At 62.9% G+C, this 15,967-nt stretch carries 15 protein-coding genes and 1 pseudogene; 8 read left to right on the top strand and 8 right to left on the bottom strand.

The genetic code is table 11. The annotated features are described in order from the left end of the window. Positions 1 to 312: 312 nt before the first annotated feature. From ACSKB9_RS23725 to ACSKB9_RS23710, 4 genes are all read left to right on the top strand, one after another. Positions 313 to 792: a hypothetical protein gene (locus ACSKB9_RS23725; RefSeq protein WP_438076140.1), complete on the top strand. Its 480-nt coding sequence runs from the start codon at positions 313 to 315 to the stop codon at positions 790 to 792. Between the two features lie 519 nt (positions 793 to 1,311). Then, entirely contained in the window at positions 1,312 to 1,518 is a 207-nt protein-coding gene (locus tag ACSKB9_RS23720; RefSeq protein ID WP_438076138.1) for a hypothetical protein, read from the top strand. Positions 1,519 to 1,652: 134 nt separating this feature from the next. Beyond that, positions 1,653 to 3,389, top strand: coding sequence for a type I secretion system permease/ATPase (locus tag ACSKB9_RS23715; protein WP_438080364.1), 1,737 nt, complete (start codon positions 1,653 to 1,655; stop codon positions 3,387 to 3,389). After that, positions 3,386 to 4,858 (top strand): HlyD family type I secretion periplasmic adaptor subunit, encoded by a 1,473-nt coding sequence (locus ACSKB9_RS23710; RefSeq protein ID WP_438076136.1) that lies wholly within the window; start codon positions 3,386 to 3,388, stop codon positions 4,856 to 4,858. Before ACSKB9_RS23715 ends, ACSKB9_RS23710 begins: the two co-directional genes overlap by 4 nt. Positions 4,859 to 4,864: 6 nt before the next feature. Here the strand turns inward: ACSKB9_RS23710 and ACSKB9_RS23705 are convergent, their stop codons facing one another. The 3 genes from ACSKB9_RS23705 to ACSKB9_RS23695 form a co-directional block, all read right to left on the bottom strand. Then, the gene (locus ACSKB9_RS23705) at positions 4,865 to 5,644 is read right to left on the bottom strand and encodes a LuxR C-terminal-related transcriptional regulator (protein ID WP_438076134.1); all 780 of its coding nucleotides are present in this window, start codon (positions 5,642 to 5,644) and stop codon (positions 4,865 to 4,867) included. Between the two features lie 167 nt (positions 5,645 to 5,811). Then, positions 5,812 to 6,435 (bottom strand): hypothetical protein, encoded by a 624-nt coding sequence (locus tag ACSKB9_RS23700; protein ID WP_438076132.1) that lies wholly within the window; start codon positions 6,433 to 6,435, stop codon positions 5,812 to 5,814. 200 nt (positions 6,436 to 6,635) lie between these two features. Beyond that, the gene (locus ACSKB9_RS23695) at positions 6,636 to 7,400 is read right to left on the bottom strand and encodes a Crp/Fnr family transcriptional regulator (RefSeq protein WP_057021301.1); all 765 of its coding nucleotides are present in this window, start codon (positions 7,398 to 7,400) and stop codon (positions 6,636 to 6,638) included. Positions 7,401 to 7,601: 201 nt separating this feature from the next. Between ACSKB9_RS23695 and ACSKB9_RS23690 the strand changes: the two genes are divergently transcribed. Then, the gene (locus ACSKB9_RS23690; RefSeq protein WP_438076130.1) at positions 7,602 to 7,976 is read left to right on the top strand and encodes a response regulator; all 375 of its coding nucleotides are present in this window, start codon (positions 7,602 to 7,604) and stop codon (positions 7,974 to 7,976) included. A gap of 92 nt (positions 7,977 to 8,068) precedes the next feature. Then, positions 8,069 to 9,189, top strand: a pseudogene (locus ACSKB9_RS23685) (hypothetical protein). A 22-nt stretch (positions 9,190 to 9,211) separates the two neighbouring features. On the opposite strand, the gene ACSKB9_RS23680 reads toward ACSKB9_RS23685, so the two are convergent. The 4 genes from ACSKB9_RS23680 to ACSKB9_RS23665 all read right to left on the bottom strand — a co-directional run bounded on the left by ACSKB9_RS23680 (position 9,212) and on the right by ACSKB9_RS23665 (position 13,666). After that, positions 9,212 to 9,430 (bottom strand): N-acetylmuramoyl-L-alanine amidase, encoded by a 219-nt coding sequence (locus tag ACSKB9_RS23680; protein WP_438076128.1) that lies wholly within the window; start codon positions 9,428 to 9,430, stop codon positions 9,212 to 9,214. Then, positions 9,424 to 10,209 (bottom strand): N-acetylmuramoyl-L-alanine amidase family protein, encoded by a 786-nt coding sequence (locus ACSKB9_RS23675; protein ID WP_438076126.1) that lies wholly within the window; start codon positions 10,207 to 10,209, stop codon positions 9,424 to 9,426. The genes ACSKB9_RS23680 and ACSKB9_RS23675 overlap by 7 nt, the downstream gene beginning before the upstream one ends. A gap of 309 nt (positions 10,210 to 10,518) precedes the next feature. Then, a complete protein-coding gene (locus ACSKB9_RS23670) occupies positions 10,519 to 12,081 on the bottom strand; it encodes an alkaline phosphatase D family protein (protein WP_438076124.1) in 1,563 nt (520 codons plus the stop codon). A 181-nt stretch (positions 12,082 to 12,262) separates the two neighbouring features. Continuing rightward, positions 12,263 to 13,666 (bottom strand): TAXI family TRAP transporter solute-binding subunit, encoded by a 1,404-nt coding sequence (locus ACSKB9_RS23665; RefSeq protein WP_438076122.1) that lies wholly within the window; start codon positions 13,664 to 13,666, stop codon positions 12,263 to 12,265. A gap of 212 nt (positions 13,667 to 13,878) precedes the next feature. Here ACSKB9_RS23665 and ACSKB9_RS23660 point away from each other — a divergent pair, with 212 nt between their 5' ends. After that, positions 13,879 to 14,184: a 4a-hydroxytetrahydrobiopterin dehydratase gene (locus ACSKB9_RS23660; protein ID WP_092087879.1), complete on the top strand. Its 306-nt coding sequence runs from the start codon at positions 13,879 to 13,881 to the stop codon at positions 14,182 to 14,184. A 91-nt stretch (positions 14,185 to 14,275) separates the two neighbouring features. Continuing rightward, positions 14,276 to 14,653: a YkvA family protein gene (locus tag ACSKB9_RS23655; RefSeq protein WP_438076120.1), complete on the top strand. Its 378-nt coding sequence runs from the start codon at positions 14,276 to 14,278 to the stop codon at positions 14,651 to 14,653. Positions 14,654 to 14,893: 240 nt separating this feature from the next. On the opposite strand, the gene ACSKB9_RS23650 is transcribed toward ACSKB9_RS23655, so the two are convergent. After that, complete coding sequence (locus ACSKB9_RS23650; RefSeq protein ID WP_438076118.1) at positions 14,894 to 15,874, bottom strand: NADPH:quinone oxidoreductase family protein; 981 nt, start codon at positions 15,872 to 15,874, stop codon at positions 14,894 to 14,896. Positions 15,875 to 15,967 lie beyond the last annotated feature (93 nt).

The raw sequence follows: 15,967 nt of genomic DNA, 5'->3' as shown, positions 1-15,967 counted from the left end.
CGGCAGCGGCTATTTCTCGGGTGCGTTGGTGGACGCTCCCGTGGTGATCTATCATCCGATCAATATTGCGGTGGCGAGCTCAGGCGGCACGGCCTATGCAAGTCAATCGAACACAGTCGACATCGATCAATCGGCCACGCAGATCGCGGGCGTCGGCGGAAGTGGCGGAAATGGCAACGTGTCCTTCGGCGGCAGCATCATCACGCTCGACCCCAGTTGGGGATCAAGCAACGGAGGAAGCGTCTGGGACGTTCAAACGGGCGGGAGTCTAGGCCGGCAATGGCGGCGACGGCGCGTTCTACGGGAGTTCTCGTGCATTCCTCGATCTTGGTGTACGACCCGATCAACATCGCGGTCGCGGGCTATGGCTCCAACGTTCATTCAGTCCAGACGAATGACGCCGGCGTGGATCAATCCGTACTTCAGATCGCCGCCATGGGCGGGCATGGCGGCAATGGCAACGCCGCGACGGGCGGCCATGCAAGCCTTCTTTCCCACGGCTTGTGGGGCGGCTCCGACACGATTGCGACCGGCTCGAACGGCGCAGGCAACGGCGGCAACGGCTATTTTGCCGGCAGCCTGATCGATGTCGGCGTCGCGATCTATGCACCCATCAATATCGCAGTCGCGGGGCCCCATTCGACGGCCGTGGCCGATCAGGTCAACAACGTGCACATCGACCAGAGCGCGGTCCAGATTGCCGGACTTGGTGGGGACGGCGGCTACGGCAATCTCGCGCTGGGTGGCGATCTTTCCGCCCATCTTCTGTCCGATCTTCACCTGTTGGCATAGCGAAACATCGCACCGCTCGCGCAGGCCGGTCGCAAGGTAGCAGGACTCCCTGCGCATGCAAATCTCGCGCAGGGGCGCCTCCCGATGTTTCGAGCTCCGATGTTGCGCGACGAATGTCATACTTTCGTACGTAGGTCGACCAACCCGGATGGTGTCCGATTTGACATCTATCGGCAGCGCACATTGCCGGATCAGACTCGCCCGTGCGCGTCCGCCTGATCGGGATGGATGATGCACGACAGCCAACACAAGGACGGAGGCTCAAATGTTGCCCAAGGCGATCAGCATCTCGGATTCGATCGAATTCAAATCGATCAACACCGGTGGTCAAAGTGTCGGAAATGGCGGCGACGGTACCTTCAAGGGAGCTATCATCAGCAAGTCGACCGTCAACTTCGATCCAACCAACAAGGCAGAAGGCGCCGATGTGCATGTGAACACCGGCGACCACGTCACTCAGACGGCAGATTCGGGACGCTGGCGGCGCAAACGCGACGGCCTCGGTGTTTGCGAAGGCCCATGGCGGAAGCGCCAGAGTCGAACGGAAGCCAGAAATCCTACAGCGGCCACGATACCTCCAAGGTATATGCCAATACGGATGCCACTCAGATCAACAAGCTCGCGGTGGACCAGCACCAGGATGTCCTGGCTGGCATCGGCGGCAATGGCGGAGACGGCAACGCCGCGCTGGGTGGAGAAGTGAGCTTCCACCTCGATACATTCTGACCATCGCTCGTCCGACCGCGGCGGGACCGGCGGCCTTTGCTGCCGGTCCCGCAGTTCAAGCCGATGCCCTTCTTGGCAGATCGCGTTGGCCGTCGGGCAAGTGCGCCGGACTTCGATTTCAGGCGGTGACGATCATGCTGATGCCGCCCATTCGGTTGCCTGTCCTGCCGCAGATCTCGACGCCACTGCACGCGGCCCTTTGGTCCTGTGCGGGACCGCTTGGTCTCGTATTCGCGTATAGCTGCAGCTACAACCTGCTTTTGTTTGCGCCCTCCATCTACCTTCTTCAGATCTACGACAGGGTGTTGTCGAGCCGGAGCGGCGACACGCTGCTCCTGCTCACGCTCATTGTCGCGATCACGGTCGTGGTCGGCGGCGTGTTCGATGCCTTGCGGCGCGCTGTCCTGGGTCGCCTTGGCGCCTGGCTCGACGATCGGCTCCGTCCTTGCGTGCTTTCGGCCAGCCTCGAATCCGCGTTTCGCAGCGATTGGACGCGGGCGTCGGACGCATATCGGGATCTCACCGCGCTGCGCCAGTTCATCGATTCCGGCGCATGTCCGATGCTGTTCGACGCACTCTGGGCGCCCCTGTTCCTCCTGGTCCTCTTTCTCATCCATCCCCTGCTTGGCGTGGTAGGCGCCTGCTGTGTGGCTTTCCTCTTCGCTCTCACGGTTGCCGGAGATCTGGTTACCGAGGACGTTCTGCTCAGATCCGGCGCCGCGCTGTCCAGAAGCTACGGCCGCCTCCAGGCCGCCGCAGGCAACATCCATATGATCCGCGCCATGGGAATGCTCGATAGCGCTGCGCGCGCGATCTATCATGACGCGCAGCAGGCACGCAGAGAGCACGATGTGGCAGTCCGGCGAAGCGAGATCGTGATGCTGGTCACCAAGCCGGTCCGCGCGCTGTCGCAGGTGTTGATAATGGGGGCTGCCGCGTGGCTTGTCCTCGAGCACGGAAAGAGTCCGGCGATCATTTTTGCTTCGACACTGATGTTCAGCCGCGCGCTCGCGCCGGTCGAAAGTGCGATCGCAGGCTGGAAGTCACTCAGGACGGCCGTGAGTGCCTGTCAGCGGCTCGGCGCGGTTCTCGCCGCGTCCCCCGCCGCCGGACAGCAGGATCCGGAGGTCTCGCAGCGGCAAGCGTCGAGCGGTCTCGTTGTCGACAACGTCGGCGTGAGGCTATCGGGGACCAATCACCTTCTGCTGAACGGTGTCTCGTTCACGCTCGCGAGCGGAGAATGCCTTGGCATTATCGGTGCGTCCGGGTCAGGCAAGTCCCTGCTTGGCCGGGTGATTGCCGGGCTGTCGACGCCAACTCATGGCTGTGTCCTGCTCGACAATACCGACGTCTCGCTGCTTCGCGAGGGCCTAAGCGGTCACCGTCTCGGTTATCTCCCCCAGGACATCGACCTGCTCGGCGATACGATAAGCGATATCATCGCACGGCTTGATGATGCCGATCGGCGGAAGGTCGTGGAAGCGGCCAAGCTGGTCGGAATTCATGAGGCGATCATGCGCCTGCCGCACGGGTACGACACGGTGATTCACCGTGAAAAATCCTTCTCGCGCGGATATCGGCAGCGCCTCGGTCTTGCCCGGGCCTTTTTCGGCGGTCCACGCCTGATCGTTCTCGACGAACCGAATGCCAGTCTCGATTACGGGGGCGAGCGAATGCTGCTGGACGCTATCGAGCGCATGAAGCTCGCCGGTGTCATCCTGGTCGTCGTCACTCATCGTATGGGTCTCCTCGCAGCCACAGACAAGATTGCCATTATGGAAGAGGGGGCGGTCGTCGCTTTCGGCGACAGCGAGGAAATCTTCGAGCGGCACCTGAACCGACCCCAGGTTACATCGCGGATTGCGCCATGATCCGCAATCCTCTCACCATCTGGAAGCTTCCCACGATATCGAGGCTACCCACGATCTGGGACCAGCTCGTGCGAACGCCGGCAAGCCCCCCGCTCGCCGGACAACTCGGAGTCGTGGTTACCGCGATCGACGATTTCGAGCCCCTCGAATATCCATGGTGTGCGACCCCGACACCCATCTCCCCGCGTAGACGGCTTCGCGGTATCACCCTGGCGGGCAACCTGCTGGTGCTCTGCTTCATGCTGGGGCTTGGCACATGGGCGTGCCTCGCGCCTCTCGAGAGCGCCGCGATCGCTTCCGGCGTCGTGGAATCGGAATCGAGCCGCAAGACGATTCAGCACCTGGAAGGCGGGATCGTCAGGAAGATCCTGGTTGCGGACGGCGATATCGTGCGAAGCGGACAGACGCTGATCGCGCTGGACGACACACGGCCCGGTTCGGAGGTGCAAAGCCTTCAAGGCCAGTTGTGGGATGCAATTGCTCGTGCCGCACGGCTTCAGGCCGAGCAGCAGAACTTCGAGAGCATCGCAATCCCGAGCGCGCTGGAGCAGGACAGCAAGCGAAATGGGGTGGCCGCCGCCGCGGTATCGGCGCAGCAGTTCATTTTTCTGGCGCGCCGGCAGGTTCATGAGTCGCAGCTTGCGGTCGTTCGCGAACGGAGGCTTCAAGTCGAGAGGGAGATCGAAGGTCTCAAGGCTCAGCAGAACGCCACCGGGCAGCGGGTCGACATCGTCCGGGAAGAACTGGATATGGTCACGACGCTCGTGAACAAGGGACTCGAACGGCGGCCGCGGCTTCTGAACCTGCAACGTGAACTGGCCGACGTTGAGGGTCGCCGCGGCGAGATCACCGCGCAGATTTCTCGCGCCGGGCAGGTCATCAGCGAGCAGCAGGCCACATTGTTCAAGCTCGAGAGCGATAGGCAGAGCGAGATCGCACAGTCGCTTCGTGAAGCACAGAACCAGATGTTCCAGCTCCGCGAGCGGTTGCTTGCGGCCAGGGATCAGCTATCGCGAACGGAGGTGAAGGCGCCTGAGGACGGCGTGATAACCGACTTGCGGATTCATACAGCGGGCGGCGTCATCGGGGCGGGTGCTCCGCTCATGGAGCTGGTGCCCCGGCAAGACCGCCTCATCGTGACCGCCCGCCTGAGGCCGGAGGACATTGATGTGGTTCATCCCGGCCTCAATGCCGAGGTGCATCTCGTGCCGTACAATCAGCGTCGCGTACCGCGCCTGAAGGGAATCGTCGTGCACGTATCGGCAGACCGGCTACTCGACAAGCGTACCGACCAGCCATACTACGCGACCAAGATCCGGATCGACGACGCGCAGATCGCCGCAAACGACTTCCAGATCGTCCCCGGTATGCCGGTTCAAGTGTTCATCACCACGGGGCGCGGTACCGTCGCACTTTACGCGCTCAGGCCCCTGCTCGACAGCTTCCGCGGTGCATTCAGAGAGGATTGATCCCGATCAGGGTGACGAGGTCTCCGGCATTGGGGCTGTGCCCGGGTCGTGATCGCGATTCTGCGCGAGCGACCGGCCGCGCCAGCGGAGGACCGCTTCCGTGCGATTGTGAGCGGCACATTTCCTCATGATATGCTGAATGTGCATTTTGACGGTGCTTTCCGAGAGTTTCAATTTGGCTGCGATCAGCTTGTTGGGCAGGCCGAGCTCCAATTCCGCGAGAACGTGCTGCTCTCGAGGCGTGAGACCGCTCCTGTCGATTGCCGCCCTGGCTGCCTCGTTCATCAGATATGCGGACGCAAGCCCGCGCGCGTCCGGCGGATCGAAACCCGGCATCCTGTTCATCTCGGCGACCGGCAACGGCCTGTAGACGCCGCCGACAAGAACAAGGCGCAGGCCGGCGATGACGACCTCGATTGGCAGCGAGGTGGGAAGAAAGCCGCGAACACCCCGCTGCATCGCGGCTTGCGCGGTCGGCTCGTCGTCATGGTTTGACAGGATTGCGACGGCGGCATTGGGACAGTGCTCGGCCACGAAGGCGAGATCGTCCTCGACCGAGGGATCGCCGATGGGCTTGTCCGCGATGCTCAGCAGCACCAGACGAACGTCGCGGGTTGACATGCAGTCCAGGCCTCGGACTGTTGCCATGTCGAGGATCTCGAAGTCGGCCAATTCCCGCCTGAGGACGTTAAGAATACATGTGCGGGGCAACAGGTGCGGCTCGATGATCACCAGAACCGGTACGTGAAGCGCTCCATTGAGCCGTTTTGAGGTTATGTCGTCCATGATTTCCTCGGAATGAAAAGAATTTCTGCGACAGTCCCATCGATCCGTATTGCGCATTTACCGTTGCGGCATTCATCCTGAATGCATCATCACGCGCAGCCCCGACATCAGGATCGCATCCATTGCGGGATAGCCTGGCGCCTCGGTGGAAATTCTTTCCGATCAAATCATTTGGACGCGCGCCGTTGCGCGGTCGACGCATCCCCTATTTGCAGAATATTTCGATACGCCGTTGACGCCGCCGACCCCGACTTGCCGTCGACGACATACGCTTCATCCTCCTTCACAAGATACAGAAACGGCCTCCCTCCAGTCTCTCCGTCCGACGCACTTCTTGCTTTCACGCGCCCGCAAATCGTATCCACGGCGCGTCCGAACGTGTTCTTTCGCATGGCGCGCTTCATGTCGCTGAATTCGGCCGATCCCGGATCCTCTATCTGCGCTGCAATCGTGACCTTCGCTTTGGTGAGGACAGGATCTGCTGTGTCCGCGGCGTGTTCGGGTGTCGGGACGTTGATCCTCGTCCGCGGGGACGCCGCCTTGGCGAGGTCGGGCGGTCCGTGTTTCTTCGATGATGATCTCCTGCCGGATTTTGCCGGGGTTGCAGAATTCGATTTGACGATCGCAGGCGCTGGCGCTAACGCCGCCGGCATTGGCTCTGTGGGTCGGGCGACTGCAACCCTGTCGAAACAGGGTCTTGACCCACACCCAAGGAAATACCCTCGGGAAGGCGCAAACCAGCCAAAGCCGACCAGGATTCCTGCCAGCGCTCCGACAACAAGCAGTCCCATCCGATTCCCCTCCTCGGGAGCTCGGCTCGCACTCATAACTAGGACTAATTCCGCGCTGGTGATCCTATCTGTTGCGCAAAAGCGTTAAGCGCTCATTAAGCGCGCGGGCTTGGGGCGATAGGACGAACCGCTACGGCGATGTCGGGTTCAGCGTGGGCTTCCGGAAGCATGGCGGATGCGACGAATAATGAGTACACACCCTAGTTCTGCGGGTTATCCTCGCTTGGATACACGCCGCGCAGCACTTCCTCGAAATGATCCTTGACGGCGTCGTTGCACAGGCAGGAGCGCTGCCGCAGCTTGTCCGCGTCGCGGATCACGATCGCGCCGCGGCGCGTCTCCAGCACGCCTTCCGCCTTGAAGTTCTGGATTACGCGGCTGGTGTAGCTGCGGCCGACGCCGAGCAAAGTCGAGAGCTGTTCATGCGTGAGTGGCACCATGCCGTTGCCATTGGTGCGCTCCATCGCCGAGATGATCCATTTCGCCGCGCGCTGCTCGATCGAATGGATCGCATTGCAGGCGGTCGACTGAAAGATCTGCGCCAGCATGCAATCGGCATAGCGCGCGAAGATGTTGCGCACGGAGATCGACGTCAGCTTGGCGGCGTCGAGCTTGCTGACCGGCAGCCGCGCGAACGGGCCGCCGAACTTGACGGTGATGCGGGTGTAGGCCGGCAGGAAGCCCTGGCTGACGATGCCGCCGACCGCGCCCTCGCGACCGACCAGGATGGTCTCGACATCGCGGCCGTCCTCATTGGGCACCATGTAGGACGCAAGGCTTGGCCCGCATGGAAAATGCACGGTCTGGACGTCGTCGCCGGGATTGTAGAGCAGATCGCCGGCCGCGGCCTCGACCAAGGCAAGGTGCGGCGCGATCAGTTCGTAATCGGCGGCGTTCAGCCGGCGCAAAAGATTGTTGAACGGCCGGTCACTCGTCCCGGCCAACTCGGTCCGTTTCGTGATCATTGGAAATCCTGAGAACCCAACGCGGACCATAATCGGAAAGTTCCCGGATTTATGTTCACTAGTGAACAGACGCGGCAGCCCGCGATGTGATGGGTTTCACCTCGGGAACAGCCGGCGTGCTTTCAGGCGCCGGTCGCGGGCCAATCCGGCCGGACTGATCCGGTCTTTCATCCATGCTTTAAAAACGGAAACTGGCACGCCATGGACTTCACCCCCAATGCCGGCATGCCCGGTGACGTCCTCGTGGTTGAGGACGATCCGATCATCTCGCTCTATTTCGAGGACACCATCCTCGGCTTCGGCGCCCGGACGGTGCGCACCGCCACGAACGTCGCCCGGGCGCTCGAGCTGATCGCCGAACGCGCGCCGGATTTCGCGCTGCTCGACGTCGGCCTCGTCAGGGGCGAGATGACGTTCGCGATCGCCGAGCGGCTGGATGCGCTGAAGGTGCCCTTCGCGTTCGTCACGGGTTATGGCGCGGACATCCGGCTGCCGGCGTCGCTCGCCGACAAGCCGCGGCTGACCAAGCCGTGCTCGAGCGAGGCGCTGGAGGCGGCGCTGCGAAACGGACGTTGACGCATTGCCGGCTTCGGCCTCGCCGTCGGCGCGTTCGTCGTCTACCATCCAGCCTGTCGGATTCGGTGACGCAAGCGCTTCGGGAAAGCGTCATGGTGATTAGGATATTTGCCGCGCCCGCAGCCGCGCTCGCTCTCGGGCTGCTGCTAGCGCCGCCGTTCGGCTCGGCCGTCGTCGGTCGCTTCGTGTCGCCAGCTCTCGCTACGCCGGCCGCACTCTCGAGCGAGCAATCGGCCGCGCTTGAGACCCATGACAAAGCCCTGAAGGGCTTCGAGTCGATCCTGCGCCAACGCCGCGCGCAGATCGATGCCAATCAGCCGCTGCCCGACTTGCCGGGCCAGGCGATCTATCTGGCCCGTGTCGAGATGATGAGCGCCTACAAGGACCTCACCGATGCGCTTCCGTCCAGGATTGGAAGACCCAACAGATTCGGAATCCCCCGGCCTACTTCAACGCCGACAATGAGCCGCTGCTCGATGAGTACAGGAAGCTCTTCGACGTCATGGAGGCCCCGCCCGCCGGTGCGCAAACATCCGATACGCCATTCAAGGACGTGGTCGATCTGGCGACGGTGATCGCGCGGGCCAAGGGTCTTGACGCCGCCGACGCCGCCGTCGCGGGCCGTATCAGCCTCGGCCTCTTCTTTGCCGAGACGAACGGCAAGCAGAATGCGGGCAATGCACGATCGAACACCTATAAAGGAAGCCTGCAGACCGGCCCGTCCGAGGATCGCGACGGCCGAAGGAAATGGGCCGCCATCAAGGGGTCGATCGCGACGCTCGATCCTGCGCTGAGCCGTCGCGACGACCGGGAAGAGGCGCGGGTCGGCAACCTCGATCACAGGTTCAATCACTGGACCGCCGTGCGGGACGGCCTCATGAACGCACACGCCGAACTTTTCCCGCAGGTCGCGGCGATCCAGAAAGCGCTGCCGGACCCGATCGATCAGATGAAGGTTTTTGAGCTGATCCAGATCATTCCCACGCCGACCAGGGCAGCGCTCAAATCGGGCAACCTCGTCGGCTACAGAATTTCCGATCCCAGGATCATGCGATATCTGCGCAACAACAGCGTCTTCGCGTTCGGCCGGGCCGACCGGGCAAGAACATCCGCGACCTTCCGCGAGATCCTCGATGCGATGTGGCTGTTCAACGCCAAGTTCGAGCAGGCGCTTGCCAAGTTCAAGGAGATCAAGTCGGGTATGCCGGGCTGAGGAGGAGTTGATCGCTCGGCCGTCAGGGTGGCCCGAGCAGCGCCCATCGCGGCTCGCAGAATTCCTTCACGGCGGAAGCGACGCTGCTGCTGATGAGGTTTTGGCGCTCGGGCGAATCCATCTCGCGTTCCTCGTCCCGGTTGATGATCGAGCCCGCCTCCAGCAGGATCGCGGGCATCGCGGTCTTTCTCAGCACGATGAGTTCATCATTGCTGTAGACGCCGGTATCCTTGTTCAGCAACGGGTGCTGGTAACGACCATGATGGCCTGGCTGTATTGCTCGGCATAATGCAGGCCCTGGGCCTTCATTTCCCCGGCGACCAGTTCGGCGAAGCGGAGGCTGGTCTTGAAGTCCGGATTGTCCCGGGAGACGAACACGGAGTAGCCGCTGAAGCGGTCGCTGAAGTGGCTTTTCTTGCCCTCGAACTCCCAGTCCTCGAGCATCTTGTTGGGCACGGAGTCATGGTGGATCGACATCAGCAGATCCGCGTGCAGATTGTTGGCGGCGGCGACCCGCTTGAAGAGGCTCGGTCTCGCTTTGCCTTCGGTCAGCAGCAGCCTGGTTTCGGCAAAGCCTTCGGCTTTCAATCTCTCCTCGATCAGCTTCGCAAGGCGCAGGTTGAAGGTGAACTCGGCGACATTGCGCGCGCTGATCGCGCCTTCCGATTGCGCGGTATGTCCGACATCCAGCACGATCCGGAACGTCGCGGGATCGCATTTGGCAGCGGCCGGCTTGAGAGCTGAAAGCGGCAGGGTGACTGGCCCAAGGGCGGCCAGCCGCGTGGCGCGGTGCCTGGGCGGAGCGCGGTGCCTTGCCAATTTGCCAGCCCTTGTCGCCTTCGCGCGCTTCGGCGACTTGGCATGCTTGGGTGAGCTCCTGAAGAGATCGGGCAGCCAGCCGGCATCGCTGACTTCGATCGGCAGCAGCGCGAACACTGCGATCGCGACGACCAAAAAGCGGCGAGGCCGAAACCTCGCAACGCTACCACCGAGCACGCGAAAGAATTCGCAGCACCTCATGTTCCGCCCCTCCGGGCCCCCAGCATAACGGCTCTGACATCGGTACCGGAAGATGCCGGGGAGGTCCATCCCCGGCAATCGCGTTGCCTCGCCTTGGCGGCAAGGCCGTCAAGACCAAGAGTCCGGTTCCGTCGTGGCTGTGACCGAACTAGTGTCCCGAATCCGAAGTTCGCATCATTTGCCGCACCTTCGGAGCGAACTTCGGATTCGATAAGGACACTAGCAAACTTATAATTCTAGTGTGCTTTATGAATGCGAAGTTCGTGAAAGTGGCTGCCGCGAAATCGCACGAACTTCGCATTCAGCACACTAGACCGGCTTCGGGTCGAGCGTGATCGCCCACAGCTCGGCGTCGACGCGGTCGCGCAGGCTCACCGTCATCTGCCCGCTCTTGCCGTCGATCTTGACGTGGCCGAAGAACTGCATGCCCGCCGACGGCGGCAGGTTCTGGTTGCCGTCGCCCGGCGCCTTGATGAACTTCACCTCGGGGCCGAAGGTGTTGTCGAGCTCGTTCGGACCGAACGTGCCGGCATGCAGCGGGCCGGAGACGAATTCCCAGAACGGATCGAACTCCTGGAACTGGGCCTTGTTCGGGTTGTAGTAGTGCGCGGCGGCGTAATGCACGTCGGCGGTCAGCCACACTGTGTTGACGATTCCCGCGGTCTTGATGAAGCGCAGGATATCGGCGATCTCGAGCTCGCGGCCGCGCGCCGGACCATCGCCCTGCGCAAAGGCTTCCGAGCCCTTCTTGTTGGCCGCATCGTCATAGACGATCAGCGAGAGCGGCATGTCGGAGGCGATCACCTTCCATGTGGCGCGCGAGTTGAGCAGCGCGCGCTTGAGCCAGGCCATCTGGTCCGGGCCGATGAAATAGGCGTCGGGGCCGTACTGCTCCTGCAGGTTCGGGCCGTTGGGGCCGCGATAGCTGCGCTCGTCGAGCATGAAGACGTCGAGATGCGGACCGTAGCTCAGCGTGCGATAGACGCGGCCCGGCTCGACGATGCTCTCGCCCATCGGATACATCTCGTGGAAGGCCTTTGCCGCGCGCGCCGCGAGCACGGTGATGTCGCGCTCCTTGTAGGCCGCCGGCAGCTGCTTCGACAGCGACCAATTGTTGGTCACCTCGTGATCGTCCCACTGCACGAAGATCGGCACCTCGGCATTGAAGGCGCGGACGTTGTTGTCGAGGAAGTTATACTTGTGGGCGGCCCGGTATTCGTCGAGCGTCTCGGCGACCTTGGCCTTCTCGGGGATCGTGACGTTCTTCCAGATCTTGCCGTCGGGAAGCTTCACCTCGGACGGGATCACGCCGTCGGCGTAGATCGTGTCGCCGGAGTGCAGAAGGAAATCCGGAGCGTGCTTCTTCATCGCGGCGAAGGTGATCATGCCGCCGTCGTCGGGATTGATGCCCCAGCCCTGGCCGGCAACGTCGCCGCCCCACACGAAGGAGACGTCGCGGCGATCGCTCGGCGCGGTGCGGAAGCGGCCGACCACCGGCTCGCCGACGATGTCGATATGGGCGAGGTCGCGGAAGCGGACGCGATAGAAGATGTCCTGGCCGGAGGGCAGGTTCTCCAGCAGCATTTTTGCGGTGAAGTCGCTCTCCGGCAGCGCCGTGATCGGCGGCAGCGTATGGGCGTCCTTGAACGATTCAGTGGTCGCGACCTCGACCATCATCTGCGCCGGCCGGTCCGCACGCGCCCACACCACGCCGCCGTCGACGCCGACATCGCCGGACTGGACGCCGTGGGTGATCACGGGGCGGTCGGCGGCGCGCGACAGATAGGGCATCGCAATCACGCCGGCGCCGGCCGCAGCCGCCGTGGAGAAAAAACGTCGGCGGGTGAGATTTCGCGAGAACCGGATCGTCATGGGGAGCCTCCTCAGGTCACAGCGACAATGCGCCGCAGGCGCGCCAAGACCTAGAAAAATTCCATGACGGAGAGATTACAGCGGCGGGAGTGCGGGACGTAAGGGAAGCACATCTGTCAGGCTCCCTCCCCCGCAAGCGGGAGAGGCAAGGGGAGTTTGCGGTTAGAGAATGGCGGCGCCTCTACGCCGTGCCTGCCGCCCGGAACTGCGTCGCAGCCCGTTGCAAATTCTGCGGCATGCTGAACAGCAGCGCCTTGCGGTCGGCGACGGCGTTATGAAGCTGCTCCAGCGCGATGTTGAACGCGGTCAGCGTGCCTTCCTCGATGGCGCCGTGCTCGAAGCAGTCCAGCGTGTGGCGCAGGATGTCGTCGGCCTCCGCCTGCATCTGGTCGAGTTCCTCGATCGAATCGCTTTGCCGTGCGGTCTTCAGCATCTCCAGCAGGCGTTCGCGCTGCGAGGTGTTGGTGTTGCGCTCGTCATGCTTGAGATAGCCGGCGAACCACGCGCCGGCTGAGCCCATCGCCGAGAACGCCATCAGGCTCCACCAGATGTAGTCGCTGTAGCGGTCGAGGAAGGTTTTCTCCTCGCCGTCGACGAAGGCGGCGGCGCCCGGATGCACCGGAATGGTGGCATCCTTGTCGGTGTCCGGCGTCTCGATCTTGGCGGCGAGCGGGAAATCGGTCTTGAGCGACTGCCGGATCGCGAACAATTGCCGCGTGAAAGCCGCGACCGTCGAGTCCGACAGGCCCTTCCGCGCAACGATGTGATGCGAGAAGCTGATCGTCTTCACCTCATCGTCGGGCCGGTCGGCGGAGCCGAGCGAGCCGGCGGGGATTTCCGCGGCCTCATAGGCCGGATGGTTCTGCGCGATCGCCTCGGAGGCGTCGATCGCAAGGAAGCTGGGCTCGCCGCCGTCGCGGACCGACGCCGTGATCGCATCGATCGTGATCTTGCTGTTGGCCGGGCCGACGGCGAGATAGGCGTCGGCCTTGAGATTTTTGATCGCTTCCGCCGCCTCATTGGCCGGGAATTGAACGATCTCGACCTTCATCGGGTCGACGCCGTATTGCGTCAGGATCAGCTTCAGCAAATTGACATTGGCCGGGGTGCGGCCGACGACGCCGATCTTGCGGCCGGCGAGCTGTGCGATCTTGGTGATCCGCGCGGATTTCCGAACTTTGCCCTTGGCGGGCGGTACCCACATCACCACGACATTCTTGCGCAGGGTCGCGACCGCCTGGGCATTCTTCGGCACTTCGAGATCGCCGCGGATGATGGCGAGATCGGCCTTGCCGTCGGCCAGCGTCTGGGCGCTGGCGGTAGCGCCCTCGGTCTGCACCGGCCTCAGCTTGACCTGGGTGTTCTGCTGGTTGTTGAGGGCCTGCGCCAGAGCCTGCACGACCTTGAGGTCATCGCTGTTGGCAGGACCGACCGCGATCCGCAGCGTCACCGGACGCACGGCGAAATAATAGCCGGCCAGCAACGTGCCGATGATGGCCAGCGCGCCCGCGATCAAAACGAACATCAGCCGCCGCTTTGCCGAACGCAGCGGCTTGGGCGACATGCTGGCGGAGCCGTCTGTCATCGATCTCGCAAACAATCGTCGGGGCTCAATCTCGCAAAACTACCAACGCGCATACATCCTCTATGTGTAGCAAATTACTGAATGGACAGATGTTACAACTCCGTCATGGTTACCAGCGGCGATAGGACGCGATTTCGGCCTTAATTTGGGCGTGGATCCCATCCCGGAGGCCGGTTGTTAGGCTAAAGTCGGCGTCAAACGGGAGGGTTACCATGGTCGAACGGCTGTCAGCGGAGGCGAGGAAGGCCGCCCTTTGGGAACTGGCCGGCTGGTCGGAGGCGTCCGGCCGCGAGGCGATCGCCAAGACTTTCGTGTTCAAGGACTTCAACGAGGCCTTCGGGTTCATGGCCCGCGCCGCCCTGGTCGCCGAGAAGAGCGACCATCACCCTGAGTGGAAAAACGTCTACAAGACCGTCGAGGTGGTGCTGTCGACCCACGATGTCGGCGGGGTGACCAAGCGCGACATCGACCTCGCCAAGGCCATGAACGCGATCGCAAGGCAGCTTGGGGTCAGTTGACCCCGGCGCGTGGAACCTTGCGCGGGTCCGCCGATGTCCCCAGATTCGCATCGTCCGCCGCCGAACTGGCGCGGCGTCGAGGAACCTTGCGATGACATCGAGCGAACACGGTGTGGGATTTGGGCCTGCCGATCGGCTGGCGCAGGACCCTGAAAGCGTGCGCCGCCGTTTCTGGATCAAGTTCAAGAAGGTGGTGGCGGGCCTGCCCTTCGCGGAGGACCTGTTGGCCGCCTATTACTGCGCCTTCGATCGGCAGACGCCGCGCCATGTGCAGGCGGCGCTGCTCGGGGCGATCGCCTATTTCATCCTGCCGTTCGATTTCGTGCCCGACATGTTGCCGATTCTCGGCTTCACCGATGACGCCGCGTTGCTCGCAACCGCGCTCCGCATGGTGGCAAGCCACATCACGCCGGAGCATCGCGATGCCGCTCGCGCCGCGCTGAAGCGCGGGGTGCCTGAAGAGGAGTGAGATCTGTCTTCTCCTTCCCCCTGAAAGGGGGAAGGTCGGGATGGGGGTCAGCCGCAGGCGATACTGCAAGCGGAGAGAGCCGATCCCCACCCGCTTTGCTCTCGCGAGCAAAGCGACCTCCCCTTTTCAAGGGGAGGTTAGGTCGTCCCGGATGGAGCGCAGCGCAGTCCAGGCTGCTCTTACCGCGGATGGCTCGGTCCGGATTTCGCTGCGCTCCTTCCGGGCTACGCAATCTCTTCCTCAGCTTCCCGGGTGCAGGATCACCTTGCCCATCGCCTTGCGGCCGGCGAGCACCTTCAGGGCTTCTGATGTCTGCGACAGCGGGAAGGTGCGGTCGACATGCGAGGAGATCTTGCCTTCCGCGGTCCACTGCACGAGCTTCTCGAGGTTCTTGCGGTTCTTGTCCGGATTCTGCCGCGCCCAGGCGCCCCAGAACACGCCGCGGATATCGCAGCCCTTCAGCAGTGCGAGGTTGAGCGGGATCTTCGGAATCTCGCCGGCGGCAAAGCCGATGACCAGGAAGCGGCCTTCCCACGCGGTCGAGCGCAACGCGGCTTCGGCATAGGCGCCGCCGACCGGATCGAACACGATGTCGGCGCCCTTGCCGTCGGTCAGCTTGCGCAGGCCCTCTTTGAGATCTTCCTTCGCATAGTTCAGCGTCAGCTCGGCGCCGTGTTGCTTGGCGAATGCCAGCTTCTCGTTCGACGAGGCGCAGGCAATCACCTTCAACCCCATCAGTTTGCCGAGCTCGCACGCAGCAAGGCCGGTGCCACCGGCGGCCCCCAGCACCGCGAGCGTCTCGCCCGGCTTCGGGCTCGCGCGATCTTCCAGCGCATGCAGCGCGGTGCCGTAGATGATGATGATGCCGGCGGCGCGGTCGTAGTCGAGATTGTCGGGAATCTTCACGATCGAATTCGCCGGCAGCGCAATCTTGTCGCGCGCGCCGTTGTGGCCGCAGGACGCGACGACGCGATCGCCGACCTTCAGGTCAGTGACGCCGGCGCCGACGCTTTCGATCACGCCGGCAACTTCGGCAGCCGGCGAGAACGGGAACGGCGGCTTGATCTGGTACTTGCCCTGGATCATCAGGATGTCGAAGAAATTCAGCGCCGCCGCCTTGATCGCGATCACGGCTTCGCCGGGAGCCGCCACCGGATCGGGCACATCAGCCAGCACGAGATCGTCAGGTTGACAGTATTGCGAGCAGAGGATGGCTTTCATGGACACACCTGAGTTTCGGACGCAGAAAGAGCTGCAAGATCTTGGACTACAAGCTTCATGCCGGATTTGCGGCGGAGCGACAATACAGTGCGG

The sequence above is a fragment of the Bradyrhizobium sp. BR 1433 genome, assembly GCF_051547665.1.
Lineage (GTDB): Bacteria > Pseudomonadota > Alphaproteobacteria > Rhizobiales > Xanthobacteraceae > Bradyrhizobium > Bradyrhizobium australafricanum.
The sequence above is the reverse complement of the archived record's forward strand: the minus strand, read 5'-3'. Positions and strand labels throughout refer to the sequence as shown.

Bases quoted from the DNA above. Each gene is read 5' to 3' on its own strand.
- ACSKB9_RS23690 (WP_438076130.1), top strand. From the start codon at position 7,602: ATGGACTTCACCCCCAATGCCGGCATGCCCGGTGACGTCCTCGTGGTT.
- ACSKB9_RS23705 (WP_438076134.1), bottom strand. From the start codon at position 5,644: ATGGACGACATAACCTCAAAACGGCTCAATGGAGCGCTTCACGTACCG.
- ACSKB9_RS23670 (WP_438076124.1), bottom strand. From the start codon at position 12,081: ATGACGATCCGGTTCTCGCGAAATCTCACCCGCCGACGTTTTTTCTCC.
- ACSKB9_RS23700 (WP_438076132.1), bottom strand. From the start codon at position 6,435: ATGGGACTGCTTGTTGTCGGAGCGCTGGCAGGAATCCTGGTCGGCTTT.
- ACSKB9_RS23655 (WP_438076120.1), top strand. From the start codon at position 14,276: ATGACATCGAGCGAACACGGTGTGGGATTTGGGCCTGCCGATCGGCTG.
- ACSKB9_RS23675 (WP_438076126.1), bottom strand. From the start codon at position 10,209: ATGAGGTGCTGCGAATTCTTTCGCGTGCTCGGTGGTAGCGTTGCGAGG.
- ACSKB9_RS23665 (WP_438076122.1), bottom strand. From the start codon at position 13,666: ATGACAGACGGCTCCGCCAGCATGTCGCCCAAGCCGCTGCGTTCGGCA.
- ACSKB9_RS23660 (WP_092087879.1), top strand. From the start codon at position 13,879: ATGGTCGAACGGCTGTCAGCGGAGGCGAGGAAGGCCGCCCTTTGGGAA.
- ACSKB9_RS23715 (WP_438080364.1), top strand. From the start codon at position 1,653: ATGCTGATGCCGCCCATTCGGTTGCCTGTCCTGCCGCAGATCTCGACG.
- ACSKB9_RS23650 (WP_438076118.1), bottom strand. From the start codon at position 15,874: ATGAAAGCCATCCTCTGCTCGCAATACTGTCAACCTGACGATCTCGTG.
- ACSKB9_RS23710 (WP_438076136.1), top strand. From the start codon at position 3,386: ATGATCCGCAATCCTCTCACCATCTGGAAGCTTCCCACGATATCGAGG.
- ACSKB9_RS23695 (WP_057021301.1), bottom strand. From the start codon at position 7,400: ATGATCACGAAACGGACCGAGTTGGCCGGGACGAGTGACCGGCCGTTC.
- ACSKB9_RS23720 (WP_438076138.1), top strand. From the start codon at position 1,312: ATGGCGGAAGCGCCAGAGTCGAACGGAAGCCAGAAATCCTACAGCGGC.